The organism is Microbulbifer mixtoriginis (SeqCode) (assembly GCF_052466765.1).
Genome location: NZ_CP174289.1, coordinates 238,359 through 254,652, shown reverse-complemented (window position 1 = coordinate 254,652; position 16,294 = coordinate 238,359). Strand labels below are relative to the sequence as shown.

The following is a 16,294-nucleotide window of genomic DNA, read 5'->3' as shown; positions in this document are numbered from 1 at the left end:
ATATTGATGAATAGTCGAGTGGAAATAGACACTGAGAAGGCGAGGCCGGCAACGGCTCCCGGTGATGCTGTCCTGGCCTGCCGCCAGCTGCGCAAGAGCTATCGCCAGGGCGGCAGAGATCTTGAGGTTCTGCGTGGTGTGGAGTTGCAAGTAGAGCGGGGTGAGAAGCTTGCCATCGTGGGGGCCTCGGGCTCCGGCAAGTCCACCTTGCTCAACTTACTCGGCGGGTTGGATACGCCGAGTAGTGGAGAGGTTTGGGTTGCCGGTCAGAACCTGGCGACACTCAATGCCAATGAGCGCGGCTGGTTGCGTAATAGCAGTCTCGGTTTTGTTTACCAGTTTCACCACCTGCTCAATGAATTCAGTGCCTTGGAAAATGTGGCAATGCCACTGCTGATCGGTAAGCACAGTGTGGCCAATGCACGGACCGAGGCCAAATCCATGCTGGAAGCGGTAGGCCTGGGTGAGAGGGTTGATCATAAGCCTTCGCAGCTCTCCGGGGGAGAACGCCAGCGTGTAGCGATTGCGAGGGCGCTGGTGACTCGCCCTGCCTGTGTGCTGATGGATGAGCCCACCGGCAACCTGGATAGAACCACGGCAGGGGAGATTCACAAATTGATGGACCGACTCAATCAGGAGATGGGTATCAGCTTTGTGATTGTCACCCATGACCCGGACCTTGCCGCAGCCCTGGATCGCTGCTTGCACCTAGTGGATGGCGAGCTTCTCAGTGATTGGCACCAAGGTGATCATGTTTAAGCCACTCCCAGCCTTTATCGGCCTGCGCTATGCCGGGGCCCAGCGCCGCAGCGATGACTCCGTAGGCCTGGTGTCATTTATTTCCGGCCTGTCGATGATTGGTCTGATTCTCGGCGTTGCTTTGATGATCGTGGTGATGTCGGTAATGAATGGCTTCGATCGCGAGCTGCGTGAGCGTATTCTCGGCATCATGCCCCACGCGACTATCTATAACGCCACTGTGGCGGTGGATTGGCCTGCTCTGCGCGATCAATTGGCGGCGGATGCTGAGGTGGAGTCCGCGGCGGAAGTTTGGCAGGTGAACGCACTGGCTCGTCGTGGCAGCGAGGTTACACCACTGCTGGTGCAGGGGGTAAATCCCGACACCATCGTCAATGTATCGAATATCAATGATTTCCTCAGTTCCAATGCTTTTCCAGCTATGCTCGATGATTCCGAGCCGGGTGTGATTCTCGGGCGCGGAATCGCAGAAAAACTGGGAGTGGAGCAGGGCGATTACCTGTCTTTGATCGTGCCCAATAACGATGCGGCCTCGGGTAGCCGCCGCGCCGCTCGTGTGGCCGGTTTCAAGGTGGCGGAGGTCTTTCATTCTGGGACAGTTCTGGATCAATCGTTGGCCCTGGTTTCCTGGGAGCAGGCCCAGGGCCTGGCTGGCCAAAAGGGTGGCGCAGGCATCCAGTTACGTGTGACCGAAATGCTGGAAGCCAACTGGATTATGCGGCGGCTGTTGAAAGACCTGCCTCGCGATGGCTATTACGGAACTGATTGGAGCCGCACCCACGGTAATCTCTACCAGGCGATCCAGATGTCTCGCAATCTGGTGGGGTTGCTGGTGCTGCTGATCATTGCCATTGCCGCTTTTAATGTGGTCTCGACTTTGGTGATGGTGGTAATCGACAAGCACTCGGATATCGCCATTCTGCGCACAATGGGCGCTAGCACACGGCAGATTCTCCTCACCTTTGTCAGTCAGGGGGCGTTAGTGGGATTAGTTGGCGCACTCGTTGGCGGTGTATTGGGGGTCCTGGCTTCACTGGCGGTCACCGACCTGGTGGCGGGCCTTGAATCCACATTAGGCATTCAGTTCCTTAAGTCCGATGTGTATCCGGTGGATTACCTGCCATCAGAACTATCTTGGGCAGATGTGGCTTTGGTAGTTGGTGCGGGCTTCCTGCTCAGTCTGCTGGCCACGCTCTATCCTGCGTTCCAGGCCAGTCGTGTGCAGCCTGCGGCGGCGCTGCGAAACGAATAGGCGGTTTTGATTGGTGCCGAGCAAGGCTTTACATGTTTTGCGCAAACTGCTGCCGCTACCGGCGGCACTTACTGCCTGGGTCCTCGTTCTTGTGGCGAGCCTGAAATTTGAAAACTGGCGGGTAATGACCTTCTGCCCGGATGGTATGCGCGAAGGATCTGTGTGCTATGCCGCAGGCTGGCAGGTTTTACCTCTATGGTTGATCTGCCTGGGCGCTATGATCTCTGCCTTGGTGGTGGTTTGGGTGGTGGCCTTAACCGCCGCAGGAAGTCAGGTTAAGGCTGCATCCATATCTTTTTTGCTAGGGACTTTTGTAGCCCTGGCATTGGGGGCTGTCACCGGTCATGCCCTGCCAGCACTGCTGGCCATAGCAGCAGGCGCTGCGGCTTTGGGTTGGGTCGACAAGTGCTTTGGAAGTGAGGCTAGCTGCTGACCGCTGAGCGTCGCTCAATACGTAGCTTCCAGCGTTTTACTACATGCCAGCGCCATAGGGCGCGCATAGAAAAATAGGCGATAGTGGCAAAGAAAACCCCCGCCAGGACTGAGCCAAAAAACAGCGGCATCCAGATTTTCCCTACTTCTTCCGTCAACCACTCCCAAGAGAGCTCGATATCAAAGTCCACCGGGGGCGTGCCCAGAATCCATGCGCCCAGTTTGTAGGTGCTGTAGAAGATTGCCGGCATAGTCACCGGATTGCTGATCCACACCAAAATAATCGACAGCGGAAGATTGCAGCGCAGCCATAGAGCGAGCAGTGCGGCAATAATCATCTGCCCTGGCAAGGGCAGGAAGCTGGTGAACACGCCAACGGCAAAGGCGACTGAAACTGAGTGTCGGTTCAGGTGAAATAGGTTGGGATCGTGGAGAAGAGTCCCCAGAAACTTGAGCCCATTCTTGGCTCGGATTTCTTCGGGGCTTGGCAGCCATCGCCTGATAATACTCTTCGGCATAACTCTATCTGAAACCTGGGTGCTGGCAGCCTTGTTAATGAGTGCTGTACCGGGGTTTGGAAAATTCGTTCGTCGGGATTTTTTCCCTACCCCAGATAAGCATAGAGCGCCCAGGGTGGTAGGGCATGCCGTATCTGGCGCGGGCGCTATTATGCCCACTTAGTGATGGCAAAACTACTACCGTGATAGAAGTCATTTTGCGCCATTAATTGTCAACAATTAGTCATGCGGATTCGAGTTGACGCCCAGGTCGCACTCATTTATGGTCTGCAATCCCAAAGAATTGTCGACAATGTTAAAGTCATATGGGTGTCACTGGAGCCAACAGCCCCTTGCGGGAGCCACATCAGAGCCTGGCTGAGCGCCTGTTTTTGACCTTGCGCGGTGAAATTGTGGAAGGTCGCATACCTGCAGGCAGCAAGATTAGTGAGCCGGAATTGGCCCGCCGCTTCAATGCCAGTCGCGGCAGCTTGCGTGAAGCCCTGATGCGTTTGGAGTCTCTGGGTTTGCTGGAGCGCCGGGTAAACATAGGTGCCCGTGTGGTGGAGCTGAGTGAGCGTGGTCTGCTGGAACTCTACGAAGTGCGAGAAGCTTTGGAGGGCATGGCCTGCCGCCTTGCCGCTGAGCAGCGCAGCGAGGAAGACCTGTTGGAACTGCGCCAGATGTTGTCGCGCCACGAACAGCAGGAAGAGCTGCAAGCCGGTAAGGCGTATTTTCAGCCGGAGGGAGACTTCGACTTCCATTTCCGTATTGTGCAGGCCTCGAAGAATGATCTACTGATCGACACCCTGTGCAACCGTCTTTATTACCGTGTTCGTATGTATCGCTACCAGCTGGGCATGGCCAGCCCCAGGGCACAGCGCGCTTTTCGCGAACACAGCCACATTATCGAAGCCATAGAAGCGGGGGATGGTGAATTGGCGGAGCTGTTGATGCGCCGACATATCCGTGCTTCCAGGCAGAATATTGAAAATAAACTGAGGTAGAGCATGAGCCAAAAGCCTTCCGCCGGCGCGCGTTTCCGCAGCGCCCTTGCCGAGAACCAACCGCTTCAAGTGGTTGGCACCATAAACGCCTATTCCGCCATTATGGCCGAGCGTATTGGCCACAAGGCGATTTACCTTTCCGGTGCTGGTGTTGCCAATGCCTCCTACGGCCTGCCGGATCTGGGTATGACCAGCCTAGACAATGTGCTAGAGGATGTGCGTCGTATTACTGCAGCCAGTGAGCTGCCGTTGCTGGTGGATATCGATACCGGCTGGGGTGGCGCTTTTAATATCGCCCGTACTGTCAAAGAAATGATTCGCGCCGGTGCCGCAGCGGTGCATATCGAAGATCAGGTGGCACAGAAGCGCTGTGGCCACCGCCCGAATAAAGAGATTGTTTCCAAGCAGGAGATGGTGGATCGCATCAAGGCTGCCGTGGATGCACGCACCGATGATGACTTCTTTATCATGGCCCGCACTGATGCCTTCGCTCAAGAAGGTTTGGATGCCGCTATAGAGCGCGCTCAGGCCTGTATCGAAGCCGGCGCAGACGGTATTTTTGCGGAAGCCGTTACCAAGTTGGAGCACTATCGCGCATTTAAAGACGCGCTGAACGTGCCGATTCTGGCGAATATCACCGAATTTGGTAAAACCGAGCTCTATAACGCCAAAGAGTTGGGCGAAGCCGGCGCAGATATCGTACTGTATCCGCTGTCAGCGTTCCGGGCTATGAACCGTGCGGCGGAGAATGTGTATACCAGCATTCTGCAAAATGGTGACCAGAAAGCGGTAGTGGATACCATGCAGACCCGCGAGGAGCTTTACGACTACCTCAATTATCACGTATTCGAGCAGAAGCTCGATGAGCTGTTCAAGAAGTAATTTACTTTATAAACCGTGTGAGATGCCGGGTTAGGTTGCTTGCATGGCGGTTTTCGGACGAACACAGAAACTGTGCCTACAAAGGGGAGATAAGGAAGATGGCAGAAAAAGCATTGAGTGGCGCCGGCTTGCGTGGCCAGGTAGCGGGTAAAACTGCATTGTCCACGGTAGGTAAATCCGGCTCTGGCCTCACTTACCGCGGTTACGATATCAAAGACCTGGCCCAACACTGCGAGTTTGAAGAAGTTGCCTACCTGATTTTCTACGGAGAGCTGCCCACCAGCGACCAGTTGGCGGAATACAAGGCCTTATTAAAAGGTATGCGTGGTTTGCCGCAAGCACTGAAAGAAGTGCTGGAGCGTATTCCCGCCGATGCCCATCCGATGGACGTAATGCGTACTGGATGCTCCATGCTGGGCAACCTGGAAGGGGAAGAGTCCTTCGCGCAGCAGCTGGAAAAAGCCAACCGCTTACTGGCTGCTTTTCCCTCCATCATTTGCTACTGGTATCGTTTCACCCACGACAACGTGCGCATTGAAACGGATACCGACGATGACAGCATCGGCGGCCACTTCCTGCATATGCTGCGCGGTAAGAAACCCAATGCCCTGCATGAGCAGGTGATGAATGTTTCCCTGATCCTCTACGCAGAGCACGAGTTTAACGCGTCCACTTTCACTGCGCGTGTTTGTGCCTCTACCCTGTCTGATCTGTTTAGCTGCATTACCGGTGCTATCGGCACTCTGCGTGGCCCGTTGCATGGCGGCGCCAACGAGGCGGCAATGGAAATGATCGAGCGTTTTGCCAACCCGGATGAAGCAGAGAAAGAACTGCTGGGTATGCTGGAGCGCAAAGAGAAAATCATGGGCTTCGGCCACGCGATTTATCGCGAATCCGATCCGCGTAACGAGATCATCAAAGCCTGGTCTGAGAAACTGTCTGAAGATGTGGGCGATAAGGTCTTGTACCCGGTTTCCGTACGCTGCGAAGAAGTCATGTGGCGCGAGAAAAAGTTGTTCTGTAATGCCGACTTTTTCCATGCATCCGCTTATCACTTTATGGGAATTCCCACCAAATTGTTCACGCCGATTTTTGTAATGTCGCGTGTTACTGGTTGGGCTGCCCACGTATTTGAACAGCGTGCAGACAACCGCATTATTCGCCCGAGCGCTGAATATGTAGGTGTCGAACCGCGCGAAGTACCGCCTATCGCCGAGCGCGGTTAATTTTCATTTCACTATTGAAATGAGGCACACCCAGTGTGCCGGCTTCAGGTTGCCTTTTTGGGTGATCTGGAGCCTCTCTCAGAAGAGACACGATTTTAAAAAGATTCGACTGAACTGATTTACCTAGCTATGAATACTGATTACCGCAAATCACTGCCCGGTACCGACCTCGATTATTTCGATACCCGCGCCGCCGTTGACGCGATCCAGCCCGGAGCCTATGCCAAACTGCCGTATACCTCACGTATTCTGGCGGAAAACCTGGTGCGTCGCTGTGAGCCGGAAAAACTGACCGACTCCCTGAAGCAGATTATCGAGCGCAAGCGCGAGCTGGATTTCCCCTGGTTCCCGGCGCGAGTGGTGTGCCACGATATCCTCGGCCAAACCGCATTGGTAGATCTGGCCGGTCTGCGCGATGCCATTGCCGATAAAGGCGGTGATCCCGCCAAGGTAAATCCAGTTGTTCCTACCCAGTTGATTGTGGATCACTCCCTCGCGGTAGAGCACCCCGGTTTTGAGAAGGATGCTTTTGAAAAAAATCGTGCGGTAGAGGAGCGTCGTAACGAAGATCGCTTCCACTTTATCAACTGGACCAAAACCGCATTTGAAAACGTCGATGTGATTCCCCCCGGTAACGGCATCATGCACCAGATCAACTTGGAGAAAATGTCTCCGGTGGTGCAGGTGCGTGAAGGCGTGGCCTTCCCGGATACTTGTGTTGGTACCGACAGTCACACGCCGATGGTCGATGCTCTGGGTGTGATTTCTGTGGGCGTTGGCGGCCTGGAAGCTGAAAGCGTAATGCTTGGCCGCGCCTCTTATATGCGTCTGCCGAATATCGTTGGGGTTGAACTCTCTGGAAAATTGCAGCCCGGGATTACCGGTACCGATTTGGTACTGGCTCTCACTGAATTCCTGCGCCGCGAGCGCGTGGTCGGAGCCTACCTGGAATTCTACGGTGAAGGGGCTTCCAACCTAACCCTGGGCGATCGCGCCACTATTTCCAATATGACTCCGGAGTATGGCGCTACTGCGGCCATGTTCTCTATCGATGAGCAAACCATCGACTATCTCAAACTCACCGGCCGCGATGATGAGCAGGTAGCTTTGGTAGAGAAGTTTGCCAAGGAAACGGGCCTCTGGTCCGATACCTTGAAGGATGCCGAATATGAGCGCGTGCTGAAGTTCGATCTGGACACAGTGGGCCGCAACCTTGCAGGTCCTTCCAACCCCCACGCGCTGCTGCCGGCCTCGGAACTGGCCAATCGCGGTATCGCCAAGGCCTGGGAAGAGAAAGCCGGTGAGATGCCCGATGGTGCCGTGATTATTGCGGCGATTACCAGCTGCACCAATACCAGTAATCCGCGCAATATGATTGCCGCAGGCCTGATTGCCCGCAATGCGAACAAGCTTGGCCTGACCCGCAAGCCCTGGGTGAAATCCTCCCTGGCGCCGGGCTCCAAAACGGTAAAAATGTATCTGGAAGAGGCCGACCTGCTACCGGATCTGGAGCAGATGGGCTTCGGCGTAGTGGCTTTCGCCTGCACCACCTGTAACGGCATGAGCGGTGCCCTGGACCCGAAAATCCAGCAGGAAGTGATCGACCGCGATCTGTATGCTACAGCAGTCCTGTCAGGTAACCGCAACTTCGACGGTCGTATCCACCCCTATGCCAAGCAGGCTTTCCTGGCTTCACCGCCGCTGGTCGTTGCCTACGCTATTGCCGGCACCATCCGTTTTGATATCGAAAAAGATGCGCTGGGATACGATGCCGATGGTAACCCGATTACCCTGAAAGATATCTGGCCCAGCGACGAAGAGATTGATGCGATCGTACGTCAGAGCGTGAAGCCACAGCAGTTCCGCGATGTGTATATTCCCATGTTCGAAGAGCGGGATGCCGCAGAAGAGCAGGGCCACGCACTCTACGACTGGCGCCCGATGAGTACCTATATTCGCCGCCCACCTTATTGGGAAGGTGCCCTGGCAGGCGAGCGCAGCTTGAAGGGCATGCGCCCGCTGGCGGTGCTGGGTGACAATATCACTACCGACCACTTGTCTCCGTCCAATGCCATTCTGGCCAGCAGTGCTGCCGGTGAATACCTGGCGAAGATGGGATTGCCGGAAGAGGACTTTAACTCCTACGCAACCCATCGTGGTGACCACCTCACTGCCCAGCGTGCAACTTTCGCCAACCCGAAGCTGCTCAACGAAATGGTGCGCGATGATAAGGGCGAGATTCGCCAGGGCTCTCTGGCTCGTGTCGAGCCGGAAGGGCAGGTTACTCGTATGTGGGAGGCGATCGAGACTTATATGGATCGCAAGCAGCCGCTGATTATCATTGCTGGTGCCGACTATGGGCAGGGCTCTTCCCGTGACTGGGCTGCGAAAGGTGTACGCCTGGCCGGCGTGGAGGCGATTGCCGCCGAAGGCTTCGAGCGTATTCACCGCACTAACCTGATCGGTATGGGCGTGTTGCCGCTAGAGTTTAAGCCGGGAACTACTCGCGAAACCCTGGGCATCGACGGTACTGAAAGTTTCGACGTAATCGGTGAGCGTACCCCCCATGCCACGCTGACTCTACTGATCCACCGTGCCAACGGTGAGACGGTTGAGGCGCCGGTAACCTGCCGCTTGGATACTGCAGAAGAGGTTTCCATTTATGAGGCTGGGGGTGTTTTGCAGCGCTTTGCGAAAGACTTCCTCGAAGCAGAGGCGATGGCTTAAATGTTGAAATTTGCTCCTCAAGTCAAAATCCCCGCGACTTATATGCGCGGGGGCACCAGTAAGGGCGTTTTCTTCCGTTTACAGGATCTACCCGGAGTTGCGCAGGTTTCAGGAGAGGCCCGTGATAATTTGCTGTTGCGGGTAATTGGTAGCCCGGACCCTTACGGAAAGCATACCGATGGGATGGGTGGAGCCACTTCGAGCACCAGCAAAACGGTGATCCTGTCTGCCTGTGATAAGCCCGATCACGATGTGAACTACCTGTTTGGCCAGGTTTCCATCGATAAGCCCCTGGTCGATTGGAGTGGTAACTGCGGTAATCTCACTGCGGCTGTTGGAGCTTTTGCGATTAATAGCGGTTTTGTTGATGCTGCGCGAATTCCAGAAAATGGTATTTGTACAGTGCGCATTTGGCAGGCCAATATTGGCCAAACCATTATCGCGCGTGTGCCTATTACCAACGGTGAAGTGCAGGAAACCGGGGATTTCGAGCTGGATGGTGTAACTTTCCCGGCAGCCGAAGTGGAAATTGAGTTTATGGACCCCTCGGACGGCGAGGGTGCCATGCTTCCCACCGGTAACCCAGTCGATGATCTCGAAGTGCCAGGAATTGGTGTGCTCAAGGCGACCATGATCAATGCCGGTATCCCCACGATCTTCGTCAATGCGGAAGATATTGGCTATACCGGCACCGAGCTGCAGGATGCCATTAATGGCGATAGCAAGGCGCTCGCCATGTTCGAGACCATCCGTGCCTACGGTGCGGTGAAGATGGGCCTGATTTCTTCTGTGGAGGAAGCCGCGGCTAGGCAGCACACGCCGAAGATCGCCTTTGTCGCCAAGCCGCAGGACTACATTGCCTCCAGTGGAAAAAAGGTAGCGGCGCAAGATATTGATTTGCTTGTGCGAGCCCTCTCCATGGGTAAGCTGCACCACGCCATGATGGGTACTGCCGCCGTGGCTATAGGGACTGCAGCGGCTATTCCAGGCACCCTGGTAAACCTTGCCGCCGGTGGGGGTGATCGCAATTCCATCTGCTTTGGCCACCCTTCAGGCACATTGCGGGTTGGAGCCCATGCGAAAGTGCTTGATGGCCAGTGGGTTGCCACCAAAGCCATTATGAGCCGTAGTGCGCGCATCCTGATGGAAGGCTGGGTGCGAGTGCCAGGCGATAGTTTCTAGTCTTGGTATAATCACATCTTTAGGGGCGTGATACGCCCCTTTTTAGTGGTCGGCTTGTACTCTTGAAGGGTTTCTATTTTATTAGCCGGCTCACACAATACTTTCGTAGACTCTCATACAGCTTTGGGCTACCTTTCCTGCACCCCGAGCCACCCATTCCAGCCCCTGGCTTATCCTCGGCCGCAATCTCACTCGGGTCTTACGCTGTTTCTATAAGAATACAGTTTGATTATTAGGTAGTGCTCTTGGCGAAATTACACATCGCCGTGCCTCTTATTGTTAGCAGGAAATAAACTTGGTAGCAGCCAAATCGTTAATGTCGCTCGGTGGCGATAACACTATAGATGAAACTCTATTTGCACACATCGCTAGGGATCTTACCGAGCAGGGCTATAGTATTCGCCATGCCGCACTACCCGAATCACTCTCCAGTGCGCTTTTTACCTATCAGCAGGAGATGAACGGAGAGAAATTTATTGATGCAGGGGTCGGGCGAGGTGACGATTACCTACGAAATGAATTCGTGCGAACGGATGAAATTTGTTGGATTACCGGGGAGTCTGCTACAGGAAGTGACTGGCTCAGCTGGGCGGGCCAGCCTCAGGTTTACCTCAACAGGCATCTTTTTCTGGGGCTCTTCTCATTTGAAAGCCATTTTGCCCATTACCGGCCTGGGGACTACTACAAAAGGCACTACGATGCATTTCGCGGAGAGGCGAACCGGGTGCTCTCATTGGTCGTCTATCTTAATCCAGGCTGGAGCACTGCGGATGCTGGTGAGCTTGTGCTCTACAAAGATGAGCAGGATAGGGTCGGCACCAAAGTAATGCCGTTAATGGGAACGGTAGTGACTTTCTTAAGTGAGGAGTTTCCCCACGAAGTTCTACCAGCTAATCGGGATCGCTACTCCATTGCAGGCTGGTTTCGGGTAAATACTTCAGTAACCGATCGGGTTGATCCGCCCCGTTAAATTAATGAGTTACCCGCTTAAAATTAACCTCTAGTGAGCCACCTACCTAGGTAAACCTACTAGTGCCCTGCGGTAACCGCAGGGTTTATAGGGTACTAAATCACCTTTCGATTGATTTAGAGATCCGATTGATCCTAATCGCGATCCGCCCCATCGTATCTCAGTTTCACAGAACTCTCCTTTTTGAGATTTTAACCTAGCCGACGTACAGCCGACGGCCCATAGGTAAGCCACGCATAACAATCAAACCGGCTTTCCTGTTGCAGCAGATTGGAGAGACATCAATGACAATTAAAAAACCACTTACCCTTGCGATTACAATGGCCAATATAGCGGTGGCCTCAGCCTGGGCACAGGAAGCTAGTAATCAAGAAGATGACTGGGCGTTGGAAGAAGTCACTGTTACTGCGACGAAGCGCGAAACCAACCTGATGGAAACTCCAGTAGCCATTTCCGCTTTCACCCCGGAAGAGTTAGATCGTCAGGGTATTAAGAATGTAAAAGATCTGGGCAGTACAATTCCCAATGTGGATATCGGCTATGATGCTTCTCAGTCTTCACCAGTGATTTCTATGCGTGGTGTTCGCTCTACCAATACTACTGAGTTTGGTGATCCAGCTGTTGGCTTACACTTCGACGGTATTTATTCTTCGCGCCCCCAGTCTGCAATGGCAATGATGTTTGACTCTGAAAGGGTAGAAGCCATGCGTGGGCCTCAAGGTACTCTTTACGGGCGTAATTCTACTGTTGGTGCCATTAATGTTATTTCAAAAAGACCGGTAATTAATGAATTCGAAGGTTCCGTGGGCGTTGAGCTTGGTCGCTGGAATCAAGAGCTGGTCAAAGGCGTTATCAATATTCCGGTTTCAGATACCTTTGCTCTTCGTGCGTCCTTTATGGATGAGACACGGGATTCCTACCTTACCGGGTTTTATGACGTTAACCAGTGGGATAATCGCTATATTGATGCTGACTCTGTAGGTGCGGGTGTATTAGCTGATAACGCAATCACAACTTTTATTCAGGCGAATAACGCTGAAGGAGCCACAGACTATCAGCTGGTTAGGGCGGATGCTGAAGATTTTTATGGGAATGTTGATCAGCAAGCGGTGCGTATAGGTGCGTTATGGGAACCGACTGACGATATTTCTTGGTATGCCGTAGCGGAACACTATCAGGATAGTAGTGCAGGCGGCATCAACACTATTGATTGTGAAAAGGCTGAGCAGCGCGAAGATGGAACAACTTGTGAAACCTACTACGGCTCCGGTGCTGATGAGTACACCGTAGCGGTGAATGTACCAGGTGAACTTGATCTCACCATGACTTCATTCCGTTCTAACTTCCGCTGGGATTTCAGCGATACCATGGCGTTTGTGTATAACACCGGGTATGCAGTTCAGGAACGAAGCAACCTGATTGATATTGATGCTGGTCGCAATACCTGGGATATGAGTATGAGCATTAGAGACTCAGAAAATGTCTCTTACTCCCATGAGTTACAGTTGCAATCTACAGGTGATGGCCCCCTACAGTGGATTACAGGTTTGTTTTATTTCCACGAGATCACTGATCTGAATGGTTACTTCCTGGCCTCATTAGATAATGCCGTATTCTGGAGGCAGCCAGATAGAACTATAGAAGCCAGCGCAGTATTTGCTCAGGCTACCTATGACCTTACTGATACCCTTCACCTAACTGTTGGTGGTCGATATACGGAAGATGAGAAGAGTGATGTAGGTGGTAACAACCTGAGTTGCACTCGAGACTGGTCCACTGAATCAGATGAAGAGTATGGCTGCTTCCCTGCCTATTTACAGGGCACCTTTAATAGCTTCTCTACCAACCACTTTGCTGACAGCTCAATTTATACAATTGATACTTACAATGATGCCAGCAAGAGCTGGGATTCATCCGACTTTCGAATTGGTCTCGATTATGACCTGACAGATGAAGTCATGCTGTATGCATATGTTGCAAGTGGATTTAAGTCCGGTGGTTTGGGTGATGTTGTCATCCAATATGAGCAAGACCCGGACACAGCTGAGTACATCTACGATGATGAGGGAAATCGGGTTGTTCAACAGGTAATTGACACTAGCTATGATGAGGAGAAGGTCATTACTTGGGAGCTAGGAGCAAAAGGTACTTTCTTGGATGGTCGACTAAATCTGGCTAGTACCTTCTTTTTCTCCGACTATAAAGATATGCAGCTAGCTGCACCTGATACTGCATACTCGTACTATGCGGTAGAGCGAGAAGGTGAGAACGCAGGTGAAATTACAACCGAGCCCGTCGTCATTTACCTTACTAAGAATGCTGCTAGCGCAGAGATTATGGGGCTAGAGTTAGAGTTTGACTGGGCCCCCTATCCGAATGGCCGAATCAGTGGTTTTGCTACCTGGATGCAAACAGAAATCACCTCTGATTTTCAGAACCGCTGGAATTTCAATAACCAAGCGTTATTCGAAATTTCGGATTACGGTTTAGCTCATGACAATACTAATGAAGAGCTCTTCCGAAATTTGAAGGGTAATGAGTTGCCTGTATCACCTGAATTCAGCTTCACAATCAATTATGATCACACCTTTGAGTTGGCCCAGGGTGGTGCAATTATTCCGTTTATAGGCATCCACTGGGAAGATGAGTCTTACCTGACCTACTGGAATGTTGACAAGCACGACTTCCCCACTGGTGATACTTCTGCTTTTGATGACAGTCGTGATTCCTTCTGGATGGTAAGTGCTTCCGTGAAGTATGTAAGCCCGGACGATCAGTGGAACGTTGAAGCCTTTGGTAATAACCTGACTGATGAGATTGTTCCCTACTACGCTGATGGAAGTGATGGCCTCGTATCTGGGCCATTCTCCACTCCAATGAGCTACGGTGTACGCTTTAACTACAACTTCTAAGTAGCTACTGTTACTCCATAGTAAAAGCCGGGTCAATTTAGATGGTCCGGCTTTTTTTATGGCTCGTGAGTGAAGTCAAAACTTCTCACGAGTACTTTAGCCCATATCAAGACATGTGTGTATCTTGGGGCTATGTAAACTGCTAGGTTCTGGTTTTACGCCAAATTATGCGAATCAGATAAAATACAAATAGGGCGATAAGCATCCAGGGTAAAAGGTAGGCGATTGCAGTGATTGCCTCAGATAGCCCATCAGACAAATTTTCACCAAAATGAGATAGGGAGTCTAATATGGGACTCCAGAAAGAAGTATAAGATTTTGAGTGTAATTCTATTTCAACCACATCCATCTGAATTCGCTTGAGCAGTTTAGCTTTTTTACCTTGTGAATACTCAATATCAGTTTGTACTGATGCTAACCTTTCAGCAACCTTTATTAGAGTATCAATGTCACTCTCAGATTTTTGTTCCAGTTCTATAAGTCTCGATTGATACTGGAGTAACATTTCAAGTCGCTTTTGACTGTCGATAATTACATCCTGTAAATCTTCTGCTTTGGTTTCCCGCTGTATCACTCCTCCTTGCTTTGATGCCAGATCAATGATTTTATCGACTCCGGTGGGGTGTATTCTAAGGTGAATCCTTCCGTAGGGCTTTTCATCATTACGGAGACTAGAATGCAATATAGTGCATTTTTTCTCCATCTCCTGTTGGCAAAGTAATTGGAGTTTGTGGAATACAGGTTCAACTTCTTCAGCAGGTAGTTCAGCTGTCAGGAAATGTTCGTAAGCAATATACTGATCTTGTTCACCTCGATTGCCCCCTGTGATAGGTTCTGGGAACCGGATATCTGCAACCCTGTTGCTGGTGGTATGGGCATTGGGACTGTATGAAGTTGTTGATCTATCACTGCTTGATTCTGAGCAGCCAGAGCTACTGCCCAATATAAGCAGGGCAAAGAAGTAGTTAAAGAGTCTCATTTTGATCCCGTTTTTTAGTTAATCCGAATAGATTCGAATCTAACATTGTCCGGTTTGCTTATAAAGATATGCGCCGCTGTACATGTTGGTTACTTGGAGTCATGCATTTGGGATTCATTAAGGGTCTCAACATTTGTGTTATTCTCATATAGGGCTGAGTGTTTGTTCTAAATTTGTGTATTGTTGGAAAATAGGTGATGTCGACAATAGAACTGGAAGAAAGGCGAAAGTTAGAGCTAATCGAAAAGATTAGGGGTTATTTATCTAAAGAATTTGAGTTGGAGATTGGCAGTTTTGAAGCGGAGTTCTTTGTTGATTTTCTTGCAAAGGAGATGGGGGCAGGGTTTTATAATCAAGGTCTACATGATGCTCAGGTAATAGTGTCCTCTAAGTTGGAAGATATTTCTGATGCAATTTATGAAATAGAAAAGACTGTCGACTAGAAATATTGCCCCTATTGATGGCAATTTGATTCTATTGTTCTTGAGTTGTTCAGGGGTATTTTTTCTTGGGTTTTTCTGCTTGGATAAATAACATGGCTGCAAATACTAAGATTATTCCAGGTATAAAGTTGATAGAGAATTTCGTCATTTCCAATGCTGTAGCCAATGCCAGTACAAATACCGGATTCAAGAAGCTGTATGCTGCAACTTTGGTCGCCCCGATTCTTATTGTGCTAAATTGCAGTAGGAAAAAACTGATTAATGTTGTGAATAAGGCTAAATAGAATAGCCCTCCGTAAGTTTCGACAGGTATATTCCGCCATTCTATTTGGCTTAAACTTGGGAATGAAAGCAGTAATAACCAGAGGGCGCCAAATAGAATAACCCAGAATGTCATAACCTCTGTAGGCTCCCCTGAGTGGACTCTCTTGATCAGTGGATTATACAAGCTGAGCGATATAGCACCTAAGGTGAATATCCAATCCCCTCTATTTAGATCCAGCGTTATCGCTGTTGTAATACTCCCTTCAAATACAATCCAGGCCGCACCCAATGTTCCAAGGGTAAGACCGATGACTTTGCGGGCGCTACTACGCTCACCATTGATGATCAAGGCAAAGACGGCAGTCATTGCAGGAACGGTTGTAAAAAGGGCGCCGGTATTTACTGCTGTGGTGTATTTGAGCGCTTTAAACATACACCAGAAAAAGATAACCAATGGGATGCTGAGTAGCGCATAACCCAGTAGCTTTTTGAGGTGTGGAAGCTGAAATCCATGCTTTAAGAATATGAAGGGCGCAAATAGCCCTGTTGCAATTAAGAACCGAATCATCATCAAGCAATCTGCCGGTAACGAATCGGCGATTAACGCACCAACAGGAAATGAGCCAGCGACAAGTAATGTGCAGGCTATCATCAAGCCGTGAACCCACCACAATGATGTGCCGCTGCTTGCCGTTGCTGTAGGGTTGATACCCCTTGAAAGTTCACGCATGACTCTTCCCTCAATAAAAGCGAGATCAGAGT

At 51.2% G+C, this 16,294-nt stretch carries 14 protein-coding genes; 11 read left to right on the top strand and 3 right to left on the bottom strand.

Annotation, left to right across the window (positions count from 1 at the left end; genetic code table 11):
• Positions 1-6: 6 nt before the first annotated feature.
• From lolD to ACJJIV_RS01085, 3 genes are read left to right on the top strand one after another with little or no spacing between them, the layout of a single operon-like run.
• Complete coding sequence (gene lolD / locus ACJJIV_RS01095) at positions 7-759, top strand: lipoprotein-releasing ABC transporter ATP-binding protein LolD (RefSeq protein WP_444886076.1); 753 nt, start codon at positions 7-9, stop codon at positions 757-759.
• The gene (locus ACJJIV_RS01090; protein ID WP_444890420.1) at positions 752-2,011 is read left to right on the top strand and encodes a lipoprotein-releasing ABC transporter permease subunit; all 1,260 of its coding nucleotides are present in this window, start codon (positions 752-754) and stop codon (positions 2,009-2,011) included. Before lolD ends, ACJJIV_RS01090 begins: the two co-directional genes overlap by 8 nt.
• 13 nt (positions 2,012-2,024) lie before the next feature.
• Positions 2,025-2,444 carry a hypothetical protein gene (locus ACJJIV_RS01085; protein ID WP_444890419.1) on the top strand — a complete coding sequence of 140 codons (420 nt, stop codon included), beginning with the start codon at positions 2,025-2,027 and terminating at the stop codon, positions 2,442-2,444.
• On the opposite strand, the gene ACJJIV_RS01080 is transcribed toward ACJJIV_RS01085, so the two are convergent.
• A complete protein-coding gene (locus ACJJIV_RS01080) occupies positions 2,434-2,961 on the bottom strand; it encodes a DUF2062 domain-containing protein (RefSeq protein WP_252085776.1) in 528 nt (175 codons plus the stop codon). The genes ACJJIV_RS01085 and ACJJIV_RS01080 overlap by 11 nt on opposite strands.
• A gap of 305 nt (positions 2,962-3,266) precedes the next feature.
• Here ACJJIV_RS01080 and ACJJIV_RS01075 point away from each other — a divergent pair, with 305 nt between their 5' ends.
• From ACJJIV_RS01075 to ACJJIV_RS01045, 7 genes are all read left to right on the top strand, one after another.
• Complete coding sequence (locus ACJJIV_RS01075; protein ID WP_444890418.1) at positions 3,267-3,947, top strand: GntR family transcriptional regulator; 681 nt, start codon at positions 3,267-3,269, stop codon at positions 3,945-3,947.
• Between the two features lie 3 nt (positions 3,948-3,950).
• Positions 3,951-4,829: a methylisocitrate lyase gene (gene prpB, locus ACJJIV_RS01070; RefSeq protein ID WP_444890417.1), complete on the top strand. Its 879-nt coding sequence runs from the start codon at positions 3,951-3,953 to the stop codon at positions 4,827-4,829.
• A 98-nt stretch (positions 4,830-4,927) separates the two neighbouring features.
• Positions 4,928-6,055, top strand: coding sequence for a bifunctional 2-methylcitrate synthase/citrate synthase (prpC, locus tag ACJJIV_RS01065; RefSeq protein WP_444890416.1), 1,128 nt, complete (start codon positions 4,928-4,930; stop codon positions 6,053-6,055).
• Positions 6,056-6,184: 129 nt separating this feature from the next.
• Positions 6,185-8,782 carry a Fe/S-dependent 2-methylisocitrate dehydratase AcnD gene (gene acnD / locus ACJJIV_RS01060; RefSeq protein ID WP_444890415.1) on the top strand — a complete coding sequence of 866 codons (2,598 nt, stop codon included), beginning with the start codon at positions 6,185-6,187 and terminating at the stop codon, positions 8,780-8,782.
• A complete protein-coding gene (gene prpF, locus ACJJIV_RS01055) occupies positions 8,783-9,964 on the top strand; it encodes a 2-methylaconitate cis-trans isomerase PrpF (RefSeq protein ID WP_444890414.1) in 1,182 nt (393 codons plus the stop codon).
• A gap of 295 nt (positions 9,965-10,259) precedes the next feature.
• Positions 10,260-10,934 carry a 2OG-Fe(II) oxygenase gene (locus ACJJIV_RS01050; RefSeq protein WP_444890413.1) on the top strand — a complete coding sequence of 225 codons (675 nt, stop codon included), beginning with the start codon at positions 10,260-10,262 and terminating at the stop codon, positions 10,932-10,934.
• 284 nt (positions 10,935-11,218) lie between these two features.
• Positions 11,219-13,846, top strand: a complete 2,628-nt coding sequence (locus tag ACJJIV_RS01045) for a TonB-dependent receptor (RefSeq protein ID WP_444890412.1) — start codon at positions 11,219-11,221, stop codon at positions 13,844-13,846.
• A gap of 142 nt (positions 13,847-13,988) precedes the next feature.
• Here the strand turns inward: ACJJIV_RS01045 and ACJJIV_RS01040 are convergent, their stop codons facing one another.
• Positions 13,989-14,825: a DUF4349 domain-containing protein gene (locus ACJJIV_RS01040; protein ID WP_444890411.1), complete on the bottom strand. Its 837-nt coding sequence runs from the start codon at positions 14,823-14,825 to the stop codon at positions 13,989-13,991.
• A gap of 197 nt (positions 14,826-15,022) precedes the next feature.
• On the opposite strand from ACJJIV_RS01040, the gene ACJJIV_RS01035 reads away from it, so the two are divergent.
• Positions 15,023-15,268, top strand: a complete 246-nt coding sequence (locus ACJJIV_RS01035; RefSeq protein WP_444890410.1) for a DUF2164 domain-containing protein — start codon at positions 15,023-15,025, stop codon at positions 15,266-15,268.
• Between the two features lie 49 nt (positions 15,269-15,317).
• On the opposite strand, the gene ACJJIV_RS01030 is transcribed toward ACJJIV_RS01035, so the two are convergent.
• A complete protein-coding gene (locus ACJJIV_RS01030) occupies positions 15,318-16,262 on the bottom strand; it encodes a DMT family transporter (protein WP_444890409.1) in 945 nt (314 codons plus the stop codon).
• Positions 16,263-16,294 lie beyond the last annotated feature (32 nt).